This is a genomic window from Pseudomonas sp. NFPP25, assembly GCF_900116505.1.
Classification (GTDB): Bacteria; Pseudomonadota; Gammaproteobacteria; order Pseudomonadales; family Pseudomonadaceae; genus Aquipseudomonas; species Aquipseudomonas protegens.
In genome coordinates this window covers 331,086-354,555 of record NZ_FPBG01000005.1, presented here as the reverse complement: position 1 = coordinate 354,555, position 23,470 = coordinate 331,086, and the positions used below count along the sequence as shown (strand labels likewise).

At 63.4% G+C, this 23,470-nt stretch carries 24 protein-coding genes; 20 read left to right on the top strand and 4 right to left on the bottom strand.

All coding sequences use genetic code 11. The annotated features are described in order from the left end of the window. Positions 1-3: 3 nt before the first annotated feature. Positions 4-225: a 50S ribosomal protein L31 gene (rpmE, locus tag BM382_RS21595; RefSeq protein ID WP_011058815.1), complete on the bottom strand. Its 222-nt coding sequence runs from the start codon at positions 223-225 to the stop codon at positions 4-6. 299 nt (positions 226-524) lie between these two features. On the opposite strand from rpmE, the gene BM382_RS21590 reads away from it, so the two are divergent. The 10 genes from BM382_RS21590 to BM382_RS21545 all read left to right on the top strand — a co-directional run bounded on the left by BM382_RS21590 (position 525) and on the right by BM382_RS21545 (position 13,402). After that, positions 525-2,744, top strand: coding sequence for a primosomal protein N' (locus BM382_RS21590; RefSeq protein ID WP_011058814.1), 2,220 nt, complete (start codon positions 525-527; stop codon positions 2,742-2,744). 210 nt (positions 2,745-2,954) lie between these two features. Beyond that, positions 2,955-4,691 carry an arginine--tRNA ligase gene (gene argS / locus BM382_RS21585; protein WP_072443865.1) on the top strand — a complete coding sequence of 579 codons (1,737 nt, stop codon included), beginning with the start codon at positions 2,955-2,957 and terminating at the stop codon, positions 4,689-4,691. A 1-nt stretch (position 4,692) separates the two neighbouring features. After that, entirely contained in the window at positions 4,693-5,400 is a 708-nt protein-coding gene (locus BM382_RS21580; RefSeq protein ID WP_011058812.1) for an SPOR domain-containing protein, read from the top strand. A gap of 199 nt (positions 5,401-5,599) precedes the next feature. Beyond that, on the top strand, positions 5,600-6,130 hold the full coding sequence (gene hslV, locus BM382_RS21575) for an ATP-dependent protease subunit HslV (RefSeq protein WP_003186641.1): 531 nt from the start codon (positions 5,600-5,602) through the stop codon (positions 6,128-6,130). Between the two features lie 57 nt (positions 6,131-6,187). Then, the gene (gene hslU, locus BM382_RS21570) at positions 6,188-7,528 is read left to right on the top strand and encodes an ATP-dependent protease ATPase subunit HslU (RefSeq protein ID WP_019095182.1); all 1,341 of its coding nucleotides are present in this window, start codon (positions 6,188-6,190) and stop codon (positions 7,526-7,528) included. 91 nt (positions 7,529-7,619) lie between these two features. Then, the gene (locus BM382_RS21565) at positions 7,620-7,997 is read left to right on the top strand and encodes a gamma-butyrobetaine hydroxylase family protein (RefSeq protein WP_011058810.1); all 378 of its coding nucleotides are present in this window, start codon (positions 7,620-7,622) and stop codon (positions 7,995-7,997) included. Positions 7,998-8,254: 257 nt separating this feature from the next. Continuing rightward, complete coding sequence (phaC, locus tag BM382_RS21560; protein ID WP_015633859.1) at positions 8,255-9,934, top strand: class II poly(R)-hydroxyalkanoic acid synthase; 1,680 nt, start codon at positions 8,255-8,257, stop codon at positions 9,932-9,934. 130 nt (positions 9,935-10,064) lie between these two features. Continuing rightward, the gene (gene phaZ / locus BM382_RS21555; RefSeq protein WP_011058808.1) at positions 10,065-10,925 is read left to right on the top strand and encodes a poly(3-hydroxyalkanoate) depolymerase; all 861 of its coding nucleotides are present in this window, start codon (positions 10,065-10,067) and stop codon (positions 10,923-10,925) included. Between the two features lie 108 nt (positions 10,926-11,033). Continuing rightward, positions 11,034-12,716 (top strand): class II poly(R)-hydroxyalkanoic acid synthase, encoded by a 1,683-nt coding sequence (phaC, locus tag BM382_RS21550; protein WP_011058807.1) that lies wholly within the window; start codon positions 11,034-11,036, stop codon positions 12,714-12,716. Positions 12,717-12,781: 65 nt separating this feature from the next. Next, positions 12,782-13,402, top strand: a complete 621-nt coding sequence (locus BM382_RS21545; RefSeq protein WP_011058806.1) for a TetR/AcrR family transcriptional regulator — start codon at positions 12,782-12,784, stop codon at positions 13,400-13,402. Between the two features lie 61 nt (positions 13,403-13,463). Here BM382_RS21545 and BM382_RS21540 read toward each other — a convergent pair whose 3' ends face one another. The 3 genes from BM382_RS21540 to BM382_RS21530 form a co-directional block, all read right to left on the bottom strand. After that, complete coding sequence (locus tag BM382_RS21540) at positions 13,464-14,336, bottom strand: phasin family protein (protein WP_072443863.1); 873 nt, start codon at positions 14,334-14,336, stop codon at positions 13,464-13,466. 10 nt (positions 14,337-14,346) lie between these two features. Continuing rightward, a complete protein-coding gene (locus tag BM382_RS21535; RefSeq protein WP_011058804.1) occupies positions 14,347-14,769 on the bottom strand; it encodes a phasin family protein in 423 nt (140 codons plus the stop codon). Between the two features lie 123 nt (positions 14,770-14,892). Continuing rightward, positions 14,893-15,168, bottom strand: coding sequence for a polyhydroxyalkanoic acid system family protein (locus BM382_RS21530; RefSeq protein WP_011058803.1), 276 nt, complete (start codon positions 15,166-15,168; stop codon positions 14,893-14,895). 155 nt (positions 15,169-15,323) lie between these two features. Here BM382_RS21530 and ubiE point away from each other — a divergent pair, with 155 nt between their 5' ends. The 10 genes from ubiE to BM382_RS21480 all read left to right on the top strand — a co-directional run bounded on the left by ubiE (position 15,324) and on the right by BM382_RS21480 (position 23,462). After that, complete coding sequence (gene ubiE, locus BM382_RS21525) at positions 15,324-16,094, top strand: bifunctional demethylmenaquinone methyltransferase/2-methoxy-6-polyprenyl-1,4-benzoquinol methylase UbiE (protein ID WP_011058802.1); 771 nt, start codon at positions 15,324-15,326, stop codon at positions 16,092-16,094. Next, positions 16,094-16,717, top strand: a complete 624-nt coding sequence (locus BM382_RS21520; RefSeq protein ID WP_015633857.1) for a ubiquinone biosynthesis accessory factor UbiJ — start codon at positions 16,094-16,096, stop codon at positions 16,715-16,717. The genes ubiE and BM382_RS21520 overlap by 1 nt, the downstream gene beginning before the upstream one ends. Then, positions 16,714-18,318, top strand: coding sequence for a ubiquinone biosynthesis regulatory protein kinase UbiB (gene ubiB, locus BM382_RS21515; RefSeq protein WP_011058800.1), 1,605 nt, complete (start codon positions 16,714-16,716; stop codon positions 18,316-18,318). Before BM382_RS21520 ends, ubiB begins: the two co-directional genes overlap by 4 nt. An 80-nt stretch (positions 18,319-18,398) precedes the next feature. Continuing rightward, positions 18,399-18,791: a phosphoribosyl-AMP cyclohydrolase gene (gene hisI, locus BM382_RS21510; protein WP_011058799.1), complete on the top strand. Its 393-nt coding sequence runs from the start codon at positions 18,399-18,401 to the stop codon at positions 18,789-18,791. Position 18,792: 1 nt separating this feature from the next. Further along, positions 18,793-19,125: a phosphoribosyl-ATP diphosphatase gene (locus tag BM382_RS21505; protein ID WP_011058798.1), complete on the top strand. Its 333-nt coding sequence runs from the start codon at positions 18,793-18,795 to the stop codon at positions 19,123-19,125. A gap of 25 nt (positions 19,126-19,150) precedes the next feature. Beyond that, the gene (locus BM382_RS21500) at positions 19,151-19,432 is read left to right on the top strand and encodes a twin-arginine translocase TatA/TatE family subunit (RefSeq protein WP_011058797.1); all 282 of its coding nucleotides are present in this window, start codon (positions 19,151-19,153) and stop codon (positions 19,430-19,432) included. A gap of 10 nt (positions 19,433-19,442) precedes the next feature. Then, on the top strand, positions 19,443-19,913 hold the full coding sequence (tatB, locus tag BM382_RS21495) for a Sec-independent protein translocase protein TatB (RefSeq protein WP_072443861.1): 471 nt from the start codon (positions 19,443-19,445) through the stop codon (positions 19,911-19,913). After that, complete coding sequence (gene tatC / locus BM382_RS21490) at positions 19,910-20,704, top strand: twin-arginine translocase subunit TatC (protein WP_011058795.1); 795 nt, start codon at positions 19,910-19,912, stop codon at positions 20,702-20,704. Before tatB ends, tatC begins: the two co-directional genes overlap by 4 nt. Then, on the top strand, positions 20,701-21,408 hold the full coding sequence (locus BM382_RS21485) for a 16S rRNA (uracil(1498)-N(3))-methyltransferase (protein ID WP_011058794.1): 708 nt from the start codon (positions 20,701-20,703) through the stop codon (positions 21,406-21,408). The genes tatC and BM382_RS21485 overlap by 4 nt, the downstream gene beginning before the upstream one ends. Before the next feature lie 137 nt (positions 21,409-21,545). Then, positions 21,546-23,462 (top strand): methyl-accepting chemotaxis protein, encoded by a 1,917-nt coding sequence (locus tag BM382_RS21480; RefSeq protein WP_072443859.1) that lies wholly within the window; start codon positions 21,546-21,548, stop codon positions 23,460-23,462. Positions 23,463-23,470 lie beyond the last annotated feature (8 nt).

Below are 23,470 nucleotides of genomic sequence, written 5' to 3'. Positions count from 1 at the left end.
GCCTCAGGCCTTCTTCGTTGCGCCGAAAGCACCGAAGCGCGACTTGAACTTGTCGACACGACCGCCAACGTCCAGAGTCTTTTGCTTGCCGGTGTAGAACGGGTGGCACTCGTTGCACACGTCCAGGCTCAGAGGCTTGGCCAGGGTGGAGCGAGTTTCGATGACGTTACCGCAGCTGCAGGTAGCGGTAATGGCTTCGTATACTGGATGGATATCGGCTTTCATGGTGTATTCCTCAGGCTAGCGTGCCGCCACCCAACACTATTGTTGAATACCGCACGAATTAGGGCGCGAATTCTACCAGACCGCGTCAAACGCGCAAGCGATCCTGAGTGCAGCCCATCAGAAAAAGCCGGTGCAACCTTGACAGCCCAGGCTTTGCCACCTCCTGAACTTAAAAACCGGCTCCATGCCCGGGCAGACCCCGCAGGTACAGGGGCCACGCACGCTTATACAGGACACTCCACCGCTGCTCTGTTAGGCTCCGGGGCCTATTTACCCTCTGCTCAACGAGATTGTCCCGCGTGCCCGACGCCATCCTGCGCCTCGCCCTGCCCTCGCCCCTGCGCCGCCTGTTCGACTACCGTGCTCCGGCCGGGGTGCTGCGTGCCCAGTTGCACCCCGGCATGCGCCTGCGGGTGCCATTCGGCCGCCGGGAAATGATCGGCATCCTGGTGGAGGTGGCGGATCACAGCGAGGTCCCGGCGGAAAAACTCAAGCCGGCCCTGGCCCTGCTGGATCCCACGCCTCCGCTACCGCCGGCCCTGTTCAAGCTGTGCCTGTGGACCGCCCAGTACTACCAGCACAGCCTGGGAGACACCCTGAGCTGGGCATTGCCAGTGCTGTTGCGCCAGGGCGAGCTGGCCGAGGCCCGCCAGGAACGCTTCTGGTCGATCGCCCCCGGGGCCCGGCTCGACGACCCGCGCATCGCTCGCGCCCCACGCCAGCGCGAAGCCCTGGCAACCCTGGCCCAGCACCCACACGGCGTGCCCCATACCCTGCTGAGCAAGCTGATGCTGAGCAAGGACAGCCTCGACCTGCTGCTGGCCAAGGACCTGGTGCAGGTGGAGGTGCGCAAGCACGCGCCGGGCGTGCGCCACGAACACTGGCTGGCCCAGCCCGAACTGCCGCTCAACAGCGAGCAGCGCGCCGCCTATGAAGCCATCCGCGCCGGGTTCGACAGCTATCACGCGTTTCTCCTGGCCGGGGTCACCGGCAGCGGCAAGACCGAGGTCTACCTGCAACTGATCCGCGAAACCCTGGAAGCCGGCAAGCAGGCCCTGGTGCTGATTCCGGAGATCAACCTCGGCCCGCAGACCCTGGCGCGCTTCGAGCAACGCTTCAACGCCCGCATCGCCCTGCTGCACTCGGCGGTCAATGACCGCGAACGCCTGGACGCCTGGCTGGCTGCCCGGGACGGCGAGGCCGACATCATCATCGGCACCCGCTCGGCCCTGTTCACGCCGATGAAGAACCCTGGCCTGATCATCATCGACGAGGAGCACGACGGGTCCTATAAACAGCAGGAAGGCCTGCGTTACCACGCCCGCGACCTGGCTCTGGTACGTGCGCGCCAGGAAAACATTCCCATCGTCCTGGGCTCGGCCACGCCGTCCCTGGAAAGCCTGCACAACGCCTACACCGGCCGCTACGGCCTGCTGCGCCTGAACGAGCGGGCCGGCGGCGCCAAGCAGCCGCGTTTCCTGCGCCTGGACGTGAAGAGCCGCCCGCTGGACAGCGGCATTTCCGGCCCCATGCAGCAAGCCATCGGCCAGACCCTGGCCGCCGGCCAGCAGGTCCTGGTGTTCCTCAACCGCCGCGGCTTCGCCCCGACCCTGCTCTGCCACGACTGCGGCTGGATGTCCGAATGCCAGCGCTGCGATGCACGCATGACCGTGCACCAGCGTTCCGGCGAGCTGCGCTGCCACCACTGCGGCCATGTGGAGCGGGTTCCGCGCCATTGCCCGCAATGCGGCAAGGTCGACCTGCGCCCCGTGGGCGCCGGCACCGAGCGGGCGGAAGAGCGCCTGGGCATCCTGTTCCCCGATTACCCGGTGCTGCGGGTGGACCGCGACAGCACCTCGCGCAAGGATGCGATGAACCAGCTGTTCGCCACTATCCAGAAAGGCCAGCCGTGCATCCTCGTGGGCACCCAGATGCTGGCCAAGGGTCATCACTTTCCCCGGGTGACCCTGGTGTCGATCCTCGATGCCGATGGCGGCCTGTTCTCCGGCGACTTCCGCGCCAGCGAGCGCATGGCGCAACTGATCGTCCAGGTCGCCGGGCGGGCTGGCCGGGCCGAAGAGCCGGGCAAGGTGATCATCCAGACCCACCTCGCCGACCACCCGTTGCTGGTGCAGTTGACCGAGCAGGGCTACTTCGCCTTCGCCGAACAGGCCCTGAGCGAGCGCCGCGCCGCCGGCCTGCCACCTTTCGCCCACCTGGCGCTGCTGCGGGCCGAAGCCCACAAACCGGGCCAGGCCGAGGGGTTCCTCGATGAAGCCTGCAGCGAGGCCGAGCGCCTGCTGGCGGAACAGAACCTGGGGGGCATCGAACTATTGGGCCCGGTGCCGGCTCCGATGGAGCGGCGCGCCGGACGTTATCGCGCGCAATTGCTGCTGCAGGCCAATGCCCGAGCGCCCTTGCATCGTTTGCTCAGCAGTTGGCTGCTGGTGCTGGAACAGATGCCCAGCGGGCGGCAGGTCCGCTGGTCGCTGGATGTGGATCCCGTGGATCTGTATTGATCGAGGTCGTGCTTTCGCGGGCAAGCCCGCTCCTACAATGGGCAGCATCAAACCCGCAAGAGCCGGCTTGCCGGCGAAGGCAATCGAATGCCGCCATCGATCCCCAAGCAGTCCTCTATAGTTGGCAAGCCCGTTCCAGCAACGGATAATGCCCAGTTTTTCCACCTGCGCACCGAAGCGCCGCCGCACCAGCGGTCGAAAGAGAAGACCATGAAAGACACCATTCGCCAGCTCATCCAGCAAGCCATCACCCAACTCGTCACCGAAGGTGTGTTGCCAGAAGGCCTGACGCCGGCGATCCAGGTCGAAAACACCCGCGACAAGACCCACGGCGACTTCGCCAGCAACATCGCCATGATGCTGGCCAAGCCGGCCGGCATGAAGCCACGCGACCTGGCGGAGAAAATCATCGCCGCCCTGCCGGCCCATGAAGACCTGAGCAAGGCGGAAATCGCCGGCCCCGGCTTCATCAACTTCTTCCAGAACACCCAGGCCCTGGCCGCGCGCCTGGACGCTGCTCTTGGCGACGACCACCTGGGCGTACGCAAGGCCGGCCCGGCGCAGCGCACCGTGATCGACATGTCGGCGCCCAACCTGGCCAAGGAAATGCACGTTGGCCACCTGCGCTCCACCATCATTGGCGACGGCGTGGCCCGGGTCCTGGAGTTCCTCGGCGACACCGTGATCCGCCAGAACCACGTGGGCGACTGGGGCACCCAGTTCGGCATGCTGATGGCCTACCTGGAAGAAAACCCCATCACCAGTGACGAGCTGTCGGACCTGGAGAACTTCTACCGCGCCGCCAAGCAGCGCTTCGACGAGTCCGAAGCCTTCGCCGACCGCGCCCGCGGCCTGGTGGTCAAGCTGCAGGCCGGCGACCCGGACTGCCTGGAGCTGTGGACCAAGTTCAAGGACATCTCCCTGTCCCACTGCCAGAAGATCTACGAGCTGCTCAACGTCAAGCTGACCATGGCCGACGTGATGGGCGAGAGCGCCTACAACGACGACCTGATCAATGTGGTCAACGACCTCAAGGCCCAGGGCCTGCTGGTGGAGAGCAACGGCGCCCAGTGCGTGTTCCTCGACGAGTTCAAGAACGCCGAAGGCGAGCCGCTGCCGGTGATCATCGTCAAGGCTGACGGCGGCTACCTGTACGCCACCACCGACCTGGCGGCCGTGCGCTACCGCAGCGGCAAGCTCAAGGCCGATCGCGCCCTGTACTTCGTCGACCAGCGCCAGGCCCTGCACTTCCAGCAAGTGTTCGCCGTGGCCCGCAAGGCCGGTTTCGTGACCCATCCGATGGAAATGGAGCACATGGGCTTCGGCACCATGAACGGCGCCGACGGCCGTCCGTTCAAGACCCGCGACGGCGGCACCGTGAAGCTCATCGACCTGCTGACCGAAGCCGAAGAACGTGCCTACGCCCTGGTGAAGGAAAAGAACCCGCAACTGCCGGAAGCCGACCTGCGCAGCATCGCCAAGGTGGTGGGCATCGACTCGGTGAAGTACGCCGACCTGTCCAAGCACCGCACCAGCGACTACAGCTTCAACTTCGACCTGATGCTCAACTTCGAAGGCAACACCGCGCCGTACCTGCTGTACGCCTACACCCGCGCCGCCGGTGTGTTCCGCAAGCTGGGCAAGGACTTCAGCGAAGTCGGCGGGCAGATCGAACTGCACGCGGCCCAGGAACTGGATCTGGCGGCCAAGCTGGCGCAGTTCGGCGAGATTCTCAACAACGTCGCCGAGAAGGGCACGCCACACATCCTCTGCACCTACCTGTACGACGTGGCCGGGCTGTTCTCCAGCTTCTATGAAAACTGCCCGATCCTGGCAGCCGAGACGCCGACCCAGATGCACAGCCGCCTGCGCCTCACCGAGCTGACCCGGCGCACCCTCAAGCAAGGTCTGGAACTGCTGGGCCTCAAAGTCCTGGAGCAAATGTAAGTTGGCTGCCAAGAAAAAACCTGCACCCAAGCGTGGCGCCAGCCGTTACCAGGCCCCGGCCAAGAAGCCGATTCCGGGCTGGTTGTGGCTGGCCATCGGCCTGACCATCGGTGCCTTCATCGTGTTCCTGATGAAGCTCGAGCCCGGCAAGGGCGGCGACAGCGTCAAGCGCGAGAAGATCGAACAGCAGAAAGCCACCAAGATCGCCGAGGCCAACAAGACCCCGCCGAGCCCCCAGCAACCGGTGAAGCCGAAATACGACTTCTACACCCTGTTGCCGGAATCGGAGGTCATCGTGCCGCCGGAAGCGGTGCCGGAAAAAACCCTGCCGACGCCACAGGTGCCACCTGTGCCCACCACCCCGGTAACCCCGGCGGAAGCGGCCAAGATCGACACCGCCCGTGCCCAGGCAGCCCTGGCCGGGATCACCCCGCCACCAGCGCCACCCGTGGCCAAGGCGGCGCCGGTGACCAAGTTCTTCCTCCAGGCCGGTTCGTTCCGCAAGGAAGCCGATGCCGACAAGGTCCGGGCGCAGATCATCCTGCTGGGCCAGTCGGTCTCGGTGGAATCCGGCACGGTGAAGGATGAAACCTGGTACCGGGTATTGGTAGGCCCGTTCAGCAACCGCGAACAGCTGACCGTGGCGCAGAAGCAACTGGCCGGCGCCGGCTTCAGCAACCTGCTGTTACAACAGCGCCAGAGCCGCTAAGCCGACCGCTACGCGATTGATCGCGGGCAAGCCCACTCCTACATGGCCCCCCGTAGGAGCGGGCCTGCCCGCGAAGCGCTTGCAGCATGCAACAATGACCGCCGGTCCCTCGCTGCAGCCTCCGGTTGAAAAACGCCCGACCACCCCCATATGAGTTTCCATCAGGGCACTTTCGCCCCGCTGTGTGGAGACTCCCCCCTTGACCACCATCGTTTCAGTCCGCCGCCACGGCAAAGTCGTCATGGGCGGCGACGGCCAGGTTTCTCTCGGCAACACCGTGATGAAAGGCAACGCGAAAAAAGTCCGCCGCCTCTATCACGGCCAGGTCATCGCCGGCTTTGCCGGGGCCACCGCCGACGCCTTCACCCTGTTCGAGCGCTTTGAAGGCCAACTGGAGAAACACCAGGGCCATCTGGTCCGTGCCGCCGTAGAGCTGGCCAAGGAATGGCGCACCGATCGCTCCCTGAGCCGCCTGGAAGCCATGCTGGCCGTGGCCAACAAGGATGCGTCCTTGATCATCACCGGCAATGGCGACGTGGTTGAACCCGAGGACGGGCTGATCGCCATGGGCTCCGGTGGCGCCTACGCCCAGGCCGCTGCCAGCGCCCTGCTGAAAAAGACCGACCTGTCGGCCCGTGAAATCGTCGAGACCGCACTCGGCATCGCCGGCGACATCTGTGTATTCACCAACCACACTCAAACCATCGAGGAGCAGGATCTCGCGGAATAAGCCTGTTGCGGCGCTTGCGCCACGGCATTCATTCTTGCTTGAGGACCGCCAACTACTATGTCCATGACACCCCGCGAAATCGTCCACGAACTCAACCGCCATATCATCGGCCAGGACGATGCCAAGCGCGCCGTCGCTATCGCCCTGCGCAACCGCTGGCGCCGCATGCAACTGCCGGCCGAGCTGCGCGTTGAAGTGACCCCCAAGAACATCCTGATGATCGGCCCGACCGGTGTCGGCAAGACCGAGATCGCCCGCCGCCTGGCCAAGCTGGCCAATGCGCCCTTCATCAAGGTCGAGGCCACCAAGTTCACCGAAGTCGGCTATGTGGGCCGCGACGTTGAATCCATCATCCGCGACCTGGCCGACGCGGCGATCAAGATGTTCCGCGAACAGGAAATGATCCGGGTTCGCCATCGCGCCGAAGACGCCGCCGAAGAACGCATCCTCGATGCCCTGCTGCCCCAGGCACGCACCGGTTTCAACAGCGACGAAGCGGCTCCGGCCCAGGACTCCAACACCCGCCAGCTGTTCCGCAAGCGCCTGCGCGAAGGCCAGCTGGATGACAAGGAAATCGAGATCGAAGTGGCGGAAGCTGCAGGCGTCGACATTTCCGCGCCACCGGGCATGGAAGAAATGACCAACCAGCTGCAGAGCCTGTTCGCCAACATGGGCAAGGGCAAGCGCAAGAACCGCAAGCTCAAGGTCAAGGAAGCGCTGAAACTGGTACGCGACGAAGAAGCCAGCCGCCTGGTCAACGACGAAGAACTCAAGGCCAAGGCCCTGGAAGCCGTCGAGCAGCACGGCATCGTGTTCATCGACGAGATCGACAAGGTGGCCAAGCGCGGCAACGCCGGCGGTGTGGACGTCTCCCGCGAGGGCGTGCAGCGTGACCTGCTGCCGCTGATCGAAGGCTGCACCGTCAACACCAAGCTGGGCATGGTCAAGACCGACCACATCCTGTTCATTGCCTCCGGTGCCTTCCACCTGAGCAAGCCCAGCGACCTGGTACCGGAGCTGCAAGGCCGTCTGCCGATCCGCGTGGAACTCAAGGCGCTGTCGCCGCAAGACTTCGAGCGCATCCTCAGCGAGCCGCACGCTTCGCTGACCGAGCAATATCGCGAGCTGCTGAAGACCGAAGGTCTGAACATCGAGTTCCTGCCCGAAGGCATCAAGCGCCTGGCGGAAATCGCCTGGCAGGTCAACGAGAAGACCGAGAACATCGGTGCCCGTCGCCTGCACACCCTGCTCGAGCGCCTGCTGGAAGAGGTGTCGTTCAGTGCCGGTGACCTGGCCAGCGCCCACAGCGAAGAGCCGATCCGCATCGACGCCGCCTACGTCAACAGCCACCTGGGCGAATTGGCGCAGAACGAAGACCTTTCCCGTTATATCCTGTAAACCTTCGCCACCCATGCAGGGACTGGCTTGCCAGCGTTAGGGCCTCCCCCGATCGCCGGCAAGCCGGCTCCTGCCGGAAGGACTACAGGTCATGAGCAAACTTCCCACCGGTATCAACCTGCACAAAGCCTCGAAAACCCTGACCCTGACTTACGGGCCGGACGAGGTCTATCACCTGCCTGCAGAACTCCTGCGGGTGCATTCTCCCTCCGCCGAGGTCCAGGGCCACGGCAAACCCATCCTGCAATTCGGCAAGCTCGGCGTCGGCCTGACCAAGGTTGAACCGGCGGGCCAGTACGCACTGAAATTGACCTTCGACGACGGTCATGACAGCGGATTGTTCACCTGGGACTACCTCTACCAACTGGCGCTGCGCCAGGACGAGCTGTGGAACGACTACCTGGCGGAGCTCAAGGCTGCCGGAAAATCCCGCGATCCGAACGAGTCCATCGTCAAGCTGATGCTCTAGCTCAAGGCTCCGATGGTTTAGAGGGCATTTTCTAATTTCATCTGTTTGAATGCTTGGCTGTATGGCCAATGAATGGCCTGCTTGCGGAAAAAATTAAACTCGGGTAACCAATGGAGCTGGCAAGTTCCCTGCAGAGCTTTCGGAACAAAAAAGCAGCGGTGCGCAATCAACGGTCACCCGAGCAGTAGTACCTGGCATCGTGCTGTGTGACTGCACAGCAGGTCCGGTACTCGTCTCAGGACAATGGAGCGTCGTAGATGAGTAACAAGAATAACGATGACCTGAAACGCCAAGCCTCGGAAAACACCCTGGGGCTCAATCCGGTCATTGGCTTGCGTAGAAAGGACCTGCTTACTTCCGCTCGAATGGTGCTTGCCCAGGCCATCAAACAACCCATCCACAGCGTCAAGCACGTCGCCCATTTCGGCATCGAACTTAAGAACGTGATGTTCGGCAAATCCACCCTGCAGCCGGAGAGCGACGACCGTCGCTTCAACGACCCCGCGTGGAGCCAGAACCCGTTGTACAAACGCTACCTGCAAACCTACCTGGCGTGGCGCAAGGAACTCCACGACTGGATCGACGACAGCAGCCTGTCCGAGCAGGACATCAGCCGCGGCCACTTCGTGATCAACCTGATGACCGAAGCCATGGCCCCGACCAACAGCGCGGCCAACCCCGCAGCGGTCAAGCGCTTCTTCGAAACCGGCGGCAAGAGCCTGCTGGACGGCCTGTCCCATCTGGCCAAGGACCTGGTGCACAACGGCGGCATGCCCAGCCAGGTCAACATGGACGCCTTCGAAGTGGGCAAGAACCTGGGCACCAGTGAAGGCGCGGTGGTGTTTCGCAATGACGTGCTGGAGCTGATCCAGTACCGGCCGATCACCGAGCAGGTGCATGAGCGCCCGCTGCTGGTGGTGCCACCGCAGATCAACAAGTTCTATGTCTTCGACCTCAGCCCGGACAAGAGCCTGGCGCGCTTCTGCCTGCGCAACAACGTGCAGACCTTTATCGTCAGCTGGCGCAACCCCACCAAGGCCCAGCGCGAATGGGGCCTGTCCACCTACATCGAAGCCCTGAAAGAAGCGGTCGACGTAGTGACCGCGATCACCGGCAGCAAGGACGTGAACATGCTCGGTGCCTGCTCCGGCGGCATCACCTGCACCGCGCTGCTGGGCCACTACGCGGCGCTGGGGCAGAAGAAGGTCAACGCCCTGACCCTGCTGGTCAGCGTACTGGACACCACCCTGGACACCCAGGTAGCGCTGTTCGTCGACGAGCAGACCCTGGAAGCGGCCAAGCGCCACTCCTATCAGGCCGGAGTCCTGGAAGGCCGCGACATGGCCAAGGTGTTCGCCTGGATGCGCCCCAACGACCTGATCTGGAACTACTGGGTCAACAACTACCTGCTGGGCAACGAGCCGCCGGTGTTCGACATCCTGTTCTGGAACAACGACACCACCCGCCTGCCCGCCGCCTTCCACGGCGACCTGATCGAAATGTTCAAGAACAACCCGCTGGTGCGCGCCAATGCACTGGAAGTGTGCGGCACGCCGATCGACCTCAAGCAGGTGACCGCCGATATCTTCTCCCTGGCCGGCACCAACGACCACATCACCCCGTGGAAGTCCTGCTACAAGTCGGCGCAGCTGTTTGGCGGCAACGTCGAGTTCGTGCTCTCCAGCAGCGGCCATATCCAGAGCATCCTCAACCCGCCTGGCAACCCCAAGGCGCGCTACATGACCAGCACCGACATTCCGGCCTGCCCCGACCAGTGGCAGGAAAACTCGATCAAGCACACCGATTCCTGGTGGCTGCATTGGCAGGCCTGGCAGGCGGAACGCTCAGGTGACCTGAAGCCGGCGCCCACCAGCCTGGGTAACAAGAAGTTCGCAGCCGCCGAGGCGGCGCCCGGGACCTACGTCCACGAGCGCTGAGCCCCGGCCATCGACACGGCGGCGCCAGGAGGCTCCGCCAAGCCCTATTCTTGACAAGAGGCTCGGCCTCAGGAAATCCGCAGGACGCCCGGGATGGCGGCTGCGACGGTTTAATTCACAGGGCTACGGCATGCCACACTCATTCATATTCCGCACCGTCGACCTGGATGGCCAGACCATCCGCACCGCGGTACGCCCAGGCAAGCCGCACTTGACGCCGCTGCTGATCTTCAACGGCATCGGCGCCAACCTGGAGCTGGTGTTTCCCTTTGTCCAGGCCCTGGATCCGGACCTCGAGGTGATCGCCTTCGATGTCCCCGGTGTCGGCGGCTCCTCCACGCCGAGCCGGCCCTACCGCTTTCCCGGGCTGGCCAAGCTGACCGCGCGGATGCTCGACTACCTGGACTACGGCCAGGTCAATGCAGTGGGTGTGTCCTGGGGCGGCGCGCTGGCCCAGCAGTTTGCCTACGACTACCCCGAGCGCTGCAAGAAGCTGGTGCTGGCCGCCACCGCGGCCGGGGCGTTCATGGTCCCGGGCAAACCCAAGGTGCTGTGGATGATGGCCAGCCCACGGCGCTACGTGCAGCCCTCCCATGTGATGCGCATCGCGCCGCTGATCTATGGCGGCTCCTTCCGCCGCGACCCGAGCCTGGCAGCGGAACACGCAGCCAAGGTGCGCTCGGCCGGCAAGCTCGGCTATTACTGGCAGCTGTTCGCGGGCCTGGGCTGGACCAGCATTCACTGGCTGCACAAGATCCATCAGCCGACCCTGGTGCTGGCCGGCGATGACGACCCGCTGATTCCCCTGATCAACATGCGCATGCTGGCCTGGCGCATACCCAATGCCCAGTTGCACATCATCGATGATGGCCACCTGTTCCTGATCACCCGGGCCGAGGCCGTCGCCCCGATCATCATGAAGTTCCTCCAGGAAGAACGCCAAAGGGCGGTGATGCACCCGCATCCCGAACCTGTGCGCCCTACCAAGTAAAAGATACCTGTCGACAGGATCGTCGCGCGCAAGAAGGGCCAGGACCGACTATGTTGTCTGTCTTGGATTGGTCTGCTTGTTAGTGGTTTGACGAAGGAGTGTTGACTCATGCAAGACAAACCTGCGACGGGCTCATTGCCGTCACCCGCCGCGTATATCAATGCGCAGAGCGCGATCACCGGCCTGCGCGGCCGGGACCTGTTCTCCACCTTGCGCAGCCTGGCGGCCCACAGCCTGCGCAATCCGTTGCACAGTGCCCGGCATACCCTGGCCCTGGGCGGCCAGCTGGGGCGTGTGCTGCTGGGGGAAACCCTGCACAAGACCAACCCCAAGGACAACCGCTTCGCCGACCCGGCCTGGAGCCTCAACCCCTTCTACCGGCGCGGCCTGCAGGCCTACCTGAGCTGGCAGAAGCAGGTGCGCCACTGGATCGACGACAGTGGCATGAGCGAAGACGACCGGGCCCGGGCACACTTTGCCTTTTCCCTGCTCAATGATGCCGTTGCGCCTTCCAATACCCTGCTCAACCCCCTGGCCCTCAAGGAGATCTTCAACACCGGGGGCAACAGCGTGGTGCGGGGCATCGGCAACCTGCTGGATGACCTGCTGCACAACAACGGGTTGCCCAGCCAGGTGACCAAGCACGCCTTCGAAGTGGGCAAGAACCTGGCGGTCACCCCGGGCTCAGTGGTGTTTCGCAATGAATTGCTGGAGCTGATCCAGTACAGCCCCATGAGCGAAAAACAGTACGCCAAACCGCTGCTGATCGTGCCGCCACAAATCAACAAGTACTACATTTTCGACCTGAGCCCGACCAACAGCTTCGTCCAGTACGCGCTGAAAAACGGCCTGCAGGTGTTCATGGTCAGCTGGCGCAACCCGGATGTGCGGCACCGCGAGTGGGGCCTGTCGACCTACGTCGAGGCGGCCGAAGAAGCGCTGAACGTCACCCGGGCGATTACCGGCAGTCGCGAAGTCAACCTGGTGGGAGCCTGTGCCGGAGGGCTGACCATCGCCGCCCTGCAAGGCCACCTGCAGGCCAAGCGCCAGCTGCGCCGGGTATCCAGCGCGACCTACATGGTGAGCCTGCTGGACAGCCAGATGGACAGCCCGGCAACGCTGTTCGCCGACGAGAAGACCCTCGAAGCGGCCAAGCGTCGCTCCTATCAGCAAGGGGTACTGGACGGTCGCGACATGGCCAAGGTGTTCGCCTGGATGCGCCCCAACGACCTGATCTGGAACTACTGGGTCAACAACTACCTGCTGGGCAAGGAGCCGCCGGTCTTCGACATTCTCTACTGGAACAACGACAGCACCCGGTTGCCGGCCGCGCTGCACGGCGATCTGCTGGACTTCTTCAAGCACAACCCCCTGAGCCATGTCGGCGGGCTGGAAGTCTGCGGCACGCCGATCGATTTGCAGAAGGTCACGGTGGACAGCTTCAGCGTGGCCGGGATCAACGACCACATCACGCCCTGGGACGCGGTCTACCGCTCGACCCTGCTGCTGGGCGGCGAACGGCGCTTCGTGCTGTCCAACAGCGGCCACGTGCAGAGCATCCTCAACCCGCCGAGCAATCCCAAGGCCAACTACGTGGAGAACCGCAAGCTCAGCAGCGACCCGCGGGCCTGGTACTACGATGCCGAGCATGTGGACGGCAGCTGGTGGAGCCAGTGGCTGACCTGGGTCCAGGAGCGCTCGGGGGCGCAGCGGGAAACCCTCACCACCCTGGGCAACCAGAACTATCCGCCGATGGAGGCTGCGCCCGGCACCTACGTGCGCGTGCGCTGAAGACACTTTGCACCACGGTTCCACGCCGGAGCCGTGCCCCTTCAATGGACCGACAAGAAGTCAGGATGAAGACCCGCGACCGGATACTCGAATGTGCCCTGCAACTGTTCAATCAAAAGGGCGAGCCCAATGTCTCCACCATGGAGGTGGCCAATGAAATGGGGATCAGCCCCGGCAACCTCTACTACCACTTCCATGGCAAGGAGCCGCTGGTGCTCGGCCTGTTCGAGCGCTTTCAGAACGAACTGACGCCGTTGCTGGACCCACCGTCCGACGTCCAGCTGGCGGCGGAAGACTACTGGCTGTTCCTGCACCTGATCGTCGAGCGCCTGGCCCACTACCGCTTTCTGTTTCAGGACCTGTCCAACCTGGCCGGGCGCCTGCCAAAACTGGCCAAGGGCATTCGCAACCTGCTCAATGCCTTGAAACGCACCCTGGCCTCGTTGCTGGCCCGGCTCAAGGCTCAGGGGCAACTGGTCAGCGGCACCCAGGCCCTGGGGCAGCTGGTGGAACAGATCACCATGACCCTGCTGTTCTCTCTGGATTACCAGCGGATTCTCGATCGCGAAGGCGAAGTCCGACTGGTGGTCTACCAGATCATGATGCTGGTGGCGCCACACCTGCTGCCGCCGGCAAAGATGGCCACCGAACAGATGGCGCTGCGCTACCTGGATGAGCAGGGCTAGAACGCCTCAATAAAAAACGCCCGGCCTTCCCAGGCCGGGCGTTTTTTTATTCCTGATGCGATCAGGACTGGCTGCTTGGCGTCGCTGGAGCTGGCGCGGCAGTCGGGGTTGCAGCCGGGCTCGGGGCTGCGGCGGAGTTCGCCGAGCTGGCCGGGGCCGGGGCTGCAGGCTTGGCCGCGACAGCGGGCTTGGCTGCTGGTTTGGCCGCTGGCTTGGCAGCCACAGGCTTCTTGGCCACAGGCTTTTTCGCCACTGCAGGCTTGGCGGCCGGTTTGGCCGCTGCGGTTTTCGCCGCGGGCTTGGCTGCTAGCTTGGCTGCTGGCTTGGCAGCGGGCTTGGCCGCTACAGGCTTGGCAGCCGGTTTGGCGGCTGCGGTTTTCGCGGCCGGCTTGGCTGTGGGTTTAGCGGCGGCCTTGGCGACAGGCTTAGCGGCAGGCTTAGCGGCAGGCTTGGCCAGAGGCTTGGCTGCGGGTTTTGCAGCAGGCTTGGCAGCTGCAGTTTTGGCTGCAACCGGCGCAACCTTGGCACCTGTGAGTTTTTCAATCTGCTTGGTCAGGGTATCGACCTTGTCGTGCAGGGCCTTGACTTCGTTGCGGCTAGGCACGCCCAGACGCGAGATGGCGCTGTTCAAGCGCTTGTCGAAAGCGCCTTCCAGTTCATCCCACTTACCCAGGGCGCGATCCTTGACGTCGCTGATACGCGACTTGGCCGAAGTTGCGGAATCTTTGGCCGCATCAACTTTCTTGCCGACTACGCTCTTAGTCAGTTTCTCGGCTTTCTCACCATCTTTGACCAATGTCTCGAAAAGCTTGCTGCCGTCAGAGTCGATTTTCGAGTACACGCCTAAACCAGCAAGCCAAATTTTACGGGAGTACTCTTCGACTTTCCCGATCCACGAGCTGCCTTCTTTTTCAGTATTCTTTTTACCAGCCATCCCGTTCTCCTTAATGTTTACGCGCGACACGTTCGAGCAACGCCGTCAGCTCATCGAGCTTAGCAGAGAGTGTCTCAACGTCATGTTTAGACGGAATGCCGATACGATTCAAGGCACTGGCGACGCGCGTGTCAAAAGCCTTCTCGACCTTGTCCAGCTGCACTTCGACTTTGCCTTTAAGAGTGCTGACATCCCCTTTAACGCCATCTATCTGACTGTTGGCTGCTTCAAGTTGTTCAGTGACAACTTTTTTGCCTTTCTTTTCAACGGATTGACCAGCCTTGATCAACTCCTGGAAGTACTCGCTGCCTTCCTGACCGACTTTGGCGTAGGCCCCCAGGCCTGCCAGCCAGATCTTGCGGGCATAGGATTTGACTTCACTCAGAGCAGTCGATTGGGCATCAACTTTTTTCTTCAGAATTACTTTGGCCATGGTGCACCTCACGCGCAGAAGGTTTGAGGAACTGCCCTCGGAAAGAGGACCTGAGGCACAACCTAGAGAGAAAAATTAGAATCGGCACCCTAACGACTGTCATGAATTCATGTAGGAGCCGGTTCAGACCAGAGCCTTGTCCAGAGCCTTTTCGATTTCCGACTTGATGGTGCCGCTCATGGCCGACATCAACATCCCCAGTTCCACGTCGATGCGGATCGACTCTTCACCCACATGCACCGCGCCTTTGACGCCCGAGCGCTTGAGGTTCAGGGTATCGCCTGCCCACTGCGGCTCCAGGCCATATTGATCGGCGAGTTTCTGCGCCAGTTTGTCGGCCTTTTCACGGGCTGCCTGCTTGCCCAGGCCATGGGCACGTTCAACACTAATACGGGCCATTGAAGGTCTCCTGCTGTTTCGGGACTTGCCTGAAGCATCTTGACCCTGCGTGCGTCAAAACGTCCCGGCGGATCGCTATCTTACATTCAGCCTTGCCAAGACAAAGACCGCCACCGGCATTAGAATGTCCCGCATTCTCTTTTGGTGACAGCGATATGACTGATCAGCGCAAAGGCAGCGATGCCGAACCCACCACTCACTTCGGCTTCAAGAATGTTCCTGAAAGCCAGAAAGCGGAAAAAGTCGCTGAGGTGTTCCACTCGGTAGCGGCCAAGTACGACTTGATGAACGACGTGCTGTCCGGTGGCATGCACCGCCTGTGGAAACGCTTCACGATCGAGCTGTCCGGCGTGCGCGCCGGCAATCGCGTACTGGACATCGCCGGCGGCACGGGTGACTTGACCAAGCGTTTCTCCCACCTGGTGGGCCCGACCGGCCAAGTGGTACTGGCCGACATCAACGAATCCATGCTCAAGGTCGGTCGTGACCGCCTGCTGGACCTGGGTGTGGCCGGCAACGTCGAGTTCGTCCAGGCCGATGCGGAAAAACTGCCGTTCCCGGACAACCATTTCGACTGCGTGACCATTGCCTTCGGCCTGCGCAACGTGACCCACAAGGAAGACGCCCTGCGCTCCATGCTGCGGGTGCTCAAGCCCGGTGGGCGCCTGCTGGTGCTGGAGTTCTCCAAGCCCACCAACGCGCTGATGTCCAAGGTCTACGACGCCTACTCGTTCGCCTTCATGCCCCTGGCCGGCAAGCTGATCACCAACGACTCGGAAAGCTACCGCTACCTGGCCGAATCGATCCGCATGCACCCCAACCAGGAAACCCTGAAGTCGATGATGGTCGAGGCCGGTTTCGACCGCGTGACCTATCACAACATGACCGCAGGCATCGTCGCCCTGCACCGCGGCATCAAGCCCTGATGTTGCTCAGCGGCCTGCTCGCCAGCGTCGAGACCGGCATCAATCGGGTGCTGCGTCTGGACAGCACGGCACTGCCGCGCCTGCAGCACCTCAATGGCAAGGTGATCGCCGTGGAATGCCGCAACCCGGCACTGCAGCTGTTCATCCTGCCCAGCGATGAAGGCCTGATGCTCGCCAGCCAGTGGGCCGCGGACCCGGACTGCACCCTGCGCGCACCGGCCTCGAGCCTGCTGCGCCTGGCCCTGAGCAAGGACAAGACCGCGGTCCTGCACGGCCCCGAAGTGGAGCTGGAAGGCGATAGCGGCGTGCTGCTGGACCTGGCAGCAACCCTTCAGGACCTGGAGCTGGACTGGGAATACGAACTCTCGCGCTGGCTGGGCCCCGTGGCCACCCAGCTGTTCAGTGGCCATGTGCGCAGCCGCGCCCGCTGGTATCAGCAAGGATTTGCCAGCCTCAACCAGAACCTCGCCGAATTCCTCGCCGAAGAATCGCGGACCCTGGTGGGTCAGCGTGAAGCCGAAGCGCGCTTTCGCGAGCTGGATCAGGCCAAACTCGACCTGGAACGTCTCGAGGCGCGCTTGGAGCGCCTTTCCCGATCCCTTGACCCAAGCGATAACGCATGAAGCTGCTTGCCGTCCGCCGTCTGTTGCGCATCCAGCGCGTCGTGATCCGCTACCGCCTCGATGACCTGCTGTTCGACCTGCCCCTGCCCTGGTTTCTCCTGGCCCTGCGCTTCGCCCTGCCCTGGCGCTGGTTCCCGCGCAAGCCGCTGGACCTGAGCCGCGGTGCACGCCTGCGCCTGGCGTTGCAGGACCTGGGGCCGATCTTCATCAAGTTCGGGCAGATCCTCTCGACCCGCCGCGACCTGCTGCCGGAAGACATCGCCGACGAGCTGATGCTGCTGCAGGACCGGGTGCCGCCGTTCGACTCGCAAAAGTCCGTGGCCCTGATCGAAGCGCAGTTGGGCAAGAAGATCAGCGACGTGTTCAGCCGCTTCGACATCGAGCCCCTGGCGTCGGCGTCGGTGGCCCAGGTGCACGCCGCCAAGCTCAAGACCGGCGAAGAAGTGGTGGTCAAGGTGATCCGCCCCGGGCTCAAGCCGATCATCGCCCAGGACCTGGCGTGGCTGTTCATCCTCGCCCGTGCCGCGGAAAAGCTCTCCGCCGACGCCCGCCTGCTGCACCCGGTGGACGTGGTCAGCGACTACGAGAAAACCATCTACGACGAGCTCGACCTGCTGCGCGAGGCGGCCAACGCCAGCCAGCTCAAGCGCAACTTCGAAGGTTCGCCGCTGCTGTATGTCCCACAGGTCTACTGGGATTGGTGCCGGCCCAAAGTGCTGGTGATGGAGCGCATCTATGGCATCCAGGTCACTGACCTGGCGACCCTGGCCGACCAGCGCACCGACATGAAAATGCTCGCCGAGCGGGGCGTGGAGATCTTCTTCACCCAGGTGTTCCGCGACAGTTTCTTCCACGCCGACATGCACCCGGGCAACATCTTCGTCAGCACCGTGCAGCCCTGGAGCCCGCAGTACATTGCCATCGACTGCGGCATCGTCGGCAGCCTGACCCCGGAAGACCAGGACTACCTGGCCCGCAACCTGTTTGCCTTCTTCAAGCGCGACTACCGCCGCGTGGCCCAGTTGCACATTGATTCCGGCTGGGTCCCGGCGGAAACCAAGCTCAACGAATTCGAGGCGGCGATCCGCACCGTGTGCGAGCCGATCTTCGAAAAACCGCTGAAGGACATTTCCTTCGGCCAGGTGCTGATGCGCCTGTTCCAGACCGCTCGGCGCTTCAATATGGAAGTGCAGCCGCAGCTGGTGCTGCTGCAGAAGACCCTGCTCAACATTGAAGGCCTGGGCCGCCAGCTGTACCCGGACCTGGACCTGTGGAACACCGCGCAACCTTTCCTCGAACGCTGGATGCGCGAACGGGTCAGCCCGAAAGCCGTGCTCGGCAATATCCACAGCCAGATCGAACAGCTCCCCCACCTGGCCAACATGACCCGCGACCTGCTGGAACGCATGTCGCAGCCACACGCTGCCGACCCTCCGGCGCCCTGGCACAAGCGCAAGGACGACTGGTTCCTGCGCCTGCTGGGCACCGCCCATTTGGGTGGCGGCGCCGTTTTGGCCGCCGGCGGCCCGTTGCATGAGCTGGGCCACTGGCCTGCCGGCATCATGATTGCGGTGGGTCTGTATCTGATCGTTCGCCGATAGCCAGTGGCGCGACCTGCTGGCAAACTGTCGAAATCGCCGAGGCGTCACCAGCGGGTTGAGCCCGGTTGTCGGAGTCGAAAATGAAAGATTGGCTGGACCAGATCAAATGGGATGCGGACGGCCTGGTGCCGGCCATCGCCCAGGATCACAAGACCGGGCGCGTGCTGATGATGGCCTGGATGAACCGCGAGGCCCTGAGCCTGACTGCCGCCGAGAACCGCGCCATCTACTGGTCACGTTCCCGTGGCAAGCTATGGCGCAAGGGCGAAGAGTCCGGGCACGTACAGAAGCTGCATGAAATGCGCCTGGACTGCGACGCTGACGTGATCATCCTGATGGTCGAGCAGATCGGCGACATTGCCTGTCACACCGGCCGCCACAGCTGTTTCTACCGCGTCTACGAAGATGGCGAGTGGAAAACCGTCGAACCGGTCCTCAAGGACCCGCACGCGATTTATTCTGCAGGACACTGACATGAGCGATACCCTCACCCGTCTGGCCCAGGTGCTGGAAGAGCGTAAAGACGCCGCAGCCGACAGCTCCTACGTTGCCAGCCTGTACCACAAGGGCCTGAACAAGATTCTGGAAAAAGTCGGCGAAGAATCGGTGGAAACCATCATCGCCGCCAAGGACGCTGCCATCAGCGGCGACTGCAGCGATGTGATCTACGAAACCGCGGACCTGTGGTTCCACACCCTGGTCATGCTGGCGCAGCTGGGGCAGCATCCCCAGGCCGTGCTCGATGAGCTGGACCGCCGCTTCGGTTTGTCCGGACACGCCGAGAAAGCCTCGCGTCCGTCCGCCTGAACAACTTTCTAAGAGGAAACGCAGCATGGGCATTTTTGACTGGAAACACTGGATCGTCATCCTGGTGGTCGTGGTACTGGTATTCGGCACCAAGAAGCTCAAGAACCTGGGCACCGACGTCGGCGAATCGATCAAGGGCTTTCGCAAGGCCATGAATGACGACGAAAAGCCTGCCGAACCCGTGGTCCCGCCAGCGGCGCAGCCTGTGCCACCGGTTCAGCCGCAGCAGAGCGCGCCGTTGAACCAGCCGCACACCATCGATGTGCAGGCGCAGAAAGTCGAAGAGCCGACCCGCAAAGACTCGTGAGCACTGACTAATGTTTGGTATCAGCTTCTCTGAACTGCTGCTGGTGGGCCTGGTGGCCCTGCTGGTGCTCGGCCCCGAGCGCCTGCCCGGCGCTGCGCGCACCGCCGGCCTGTGGGTCGGGCGCCTCAAGCGCAGCTTCAACGCGATAAAACAGGAAGTTGAACGTGAAATCGGTGCCGACGAAATCCGCCGGCAACTGCACAACGAGCACATTCTGTCCCTGGAGCAGGAAGCGCGGAAAATCCTCGCCCCGACCCAGCAGCAACCGACTCCGGTAGAGCCTGTGGCCGAGCAGACGATTCACGCGCCAGGCGCCGCTACGGTCGCCGAAGCGCCGCCAGCCAGCGAAGTGCCCGCGCCTCTGCCATCGACACCAGCACCGGCACCGGCACCGGCACCGACCGCAGAGCCCGCAGCCCCAGTGGCAACACCCGCCACCACGGCCCCCCACGACTCCACCTTGCCGCCGCGAGCACCATGAGCGATATCCCAGAGAACGACCAACACATGCCGCTGGTGTCGCACCTCACCGAGCTGCGCACCCGCCTGCTGCGCTGCGTAGCGGCGATCTTCATCATCTTCGCCGGGCTGTTCGCCTTCACCCAGCAGATCTACACCATCGTCTCCACACCGCTGCGCCAGTACCTGCCGGTCGGCGCGACGATGATCGCCACCGACGTCGCCTCGCCGTTCCTCACGCCGCTGAAGCTGACCATGATGGTCTCGCTGTTCCTGGCGATCCCGGTGATCCTGCACCAGATCTGGGGCTTTATCGCACCCGGCCTGTACAAGCATGAAAAGCGCATTGCCGTGCCCTTGCTGGTGTCGAGCATCCTACTGTTCTACATCGGCATGGCGTTCGCCTACTTCCTGGTGTTCCCGCTGATCTTCAAGTTCTTCGCCGCCGCCACCCCGGCCGGCGTGGAGATGATGACCGATATCACCAGCTACCTCGATTTCGTCATGACCCTGTTCTTCGCCTTCGGCGTGGCCTTCGAGATCCCGGTGGCCGTGGTCCTGCTGGTGTGGATAGGCGTGGTCAACGTGGCGTACCTGCGCAAGATCCGCCCTTACGTGATCATCGGCTGCTTCGTGGTGGGCATGATCCTCACCCCGCCGGACATTTTCTCCCAGACCCTGCTGGCCGTGCCCATGTGGCTGCTGTTCGAGATCGGCGTGCTGTTCGGCGGGCTGATCAGCAAACGTGGCGAGCACCCGGACGATGAACCGGCCGACGACCACAACGACCAGCCGCCAGCGACCCAAGCGTGAACCTGCTGCTTCTGGAAGAGGCCGATTTCATTGCGGCCGACCGGGTCGTGCTGCGCGACCGACGCCTGACCCACATGCAGGACGTGCATCGGGTGGCGGTCGGCGACAGCCTGCGGGTCGGGCGCATTGGCGGCTTGATGGGCAGTGCCCAGGTACTGCGCCTGGAGCCTGCTGAAGCCGAACTGCAAGTGACCCTCGATCAGCCGCCACCGGCCAAGCTGCCGTTGACCCTGGTGCTGGCCCTGCCGCGCCCGAAAATGCTTCGCCGGGTGTTCCAGACCATAGCAACCATGGGCGTGCCGCGGCTGGTGCTGGTGAACAGCTACCGGGTAGAAAAGAGCTTCTGGCAGACCCCGTTCCTGGAACCCGAAACGATTCGCGAACACCTGGTGCTCGGCCTGGAACAGGCCCGTGACACCGTGCTGCCCGACGTCCTGATCGAAAAACGCTTCAAGCCCTTCGTCGAAGACCGCCTGCCGGCCCTCAGCGCTGGCACCCTGGGGCTGGTGGGCCACCCTGGCCCATATCCGCCCTGCCCTCGCGGGCTGGACCAGGCCGTCACCCTGGCCATTGGCCCGGAAGGCGGCTGGATTCCCTACGAGATCGATCTTCTGGGCAAGGCCGGCCTGCAACCGGTGCAACTGGGCGAACGCATCCTGCGGGTCGAAACCGCGGTCACCGCCCTGCTTTCGCGCCTGTTCTGAGCCCCCATGTGCGTGCTGGCCAAGTGGCCAGCCGGACCTCACGGTCGTAATGGCAACTAGCCAGTCAAACTACAGAATCCCCCACTCCCGCCGATAGCCTATGGTTAAGCGCACATTGCTAAAAGGGAGTTCGCAGAATGTACCGTTGGCTAGCCAGAAACCTGGGAAACGTAAGCGTCAGCCTCAAGCTGGGTATCGGCTTCGGCCTGGTACTGCTCCTGACCCTGCTGATCACCGCCACCGGCTGGACCGGCCTGAGCCGGGTGATCGACCGGGGCGACAAACTGGGCAATATTTCCGTTATCTACGCCCTGACCAAGGACCTGCGCATCGCCCGCCTCAACTACGAGATGAGCCGCGGTGAACACGGCCCGGCAGCGGTCAACGACTTCCTCAAGCAACTCGACGACGGCCTGCAGGACGCTCGCGCGCAACTGCAGCAACCGGAAAGCATCACCATGGTCGACCAGCAACTGGACGCCGTGGCCGAATACCAGAAGGCCTTCGCCGACATGACTCGCGCCACCGCCAACCGCGAAGCCGCGAGGTCCCAGCTTGGCGCCACCGCGGACAATGCCGTGGCCCGGGTCGCGGAGGTTGAGAACTCACTGCTGCAAGGCGACAGCGTGGCGCAGTTCAATAGCGTGATCGACCTGTCCAAGCTGATCCAGCAGGCACGCTTCCAGGTACGCGGCTACACCTACAGCGCCAAGCCCGAGGCCAAGCAGCCGGCGCTGGACGCCATCGACAACGCCCTGAACAACCTCACCAGCCTGCCTTCGCGCCTGCCCGAGCAGCACGTTGCCAACCTGCAACAGGCCAGCGACTCGCTGAAGGCCTACCGGATGGCCGTCAGCGCCTACAGCGACGCCGAAGAAGCCAGCGCGGCTGCGCTCAAGCGCATGGCCGCCCAGGGCGACCGGCTGATGGGCCTGAGCAAGCAGCTGACCGTGGCCCAGACCACCAAGCGTGACAGCGACGCCGCGCAGGCCAAGAGCACCCTGCTGATCGCCACCTTGCTGGCCATGCTGTTCGGCCTGATCGCCGCCTGGGCCATCACCCGGCAGATCACCCAGCCGCTGCAGCAGACCCTCAAGGCCGCCGAGCGCGTGGCTTCCGGGGACCTGAGCCAGAACCTCGCCGTAGAGCGCCGCGACGAACTGGGCCAACTGCAGAAAGCCATGCAGCGCATGACGGTGAGCCTGCGGGAACTGATCGGCGGCATCAGCGACGGCGTGACCCAGATCGCCAGCGCCGCCGAGCAACTGTCCGCGGTGACCGAACAGACCAGCGCCGGGGTCAACAGCCAGAAAGTCGAGACCGACCAGGTGGCCACGGCCATGAACGAAATGGCCGCCACCGTGCAGGAAGTGGCGCGCAACGCCGAAGAGGCCTCCGAGGCCGCTGTGGCGGCCGACCAGCAGGCCCGCGAGGGTGACCGGGTGGTGAACGAAGCCATCGCCCAGATCGAGCGCCTGGCCAGCGAGGTGGGCCATTCCACCGAGGCCATGGGCCATCTCAAGCAGGAAAGCGACAAGATCGGCAGCGTCCTGGATGTGATCAAGTCGGTGGCCCAGCAGACCAACCTGCTGGCCCTGAACGCCGCCATCGAGGCCGCCCGGGCCGGTGAAGCCGGGCGGGGTTTTGCCGTGGTGGCGGATGAAGTACGCAGCCTGGCGCAACGTACCCAGCAATCCACCGAAGAAATCGCTGAACTCATCGTTGGCCTGCAAAGCGGCACCCAGCAGGTGGCCAGCACCCTGGATACCAGCCGCAGCCTGACCGACAGCAGTGTCGAGCTGACACGCCGGGCTGGTGGTTCCCTGGAAAACATCACCCGTACCGTGTCGGCGATCCAGGCGATGAACCAGCAGATCGCCGCGGCAGCAGAGCAGCAGAGCGCGGTGGCGGAAGAGATCAACCGCAGCGTGTTGAATGTGCGGGATGTGTCTGAACAGACGTCATCGGCCAGCGAGGAAACCGCCGCGTCCAGCGCCGAGCTGGCGCGGCTGGGGATTCACCTGCAAAGCCTGGTGGGGCGTTTCCGGGTCTGAGCCGCTTC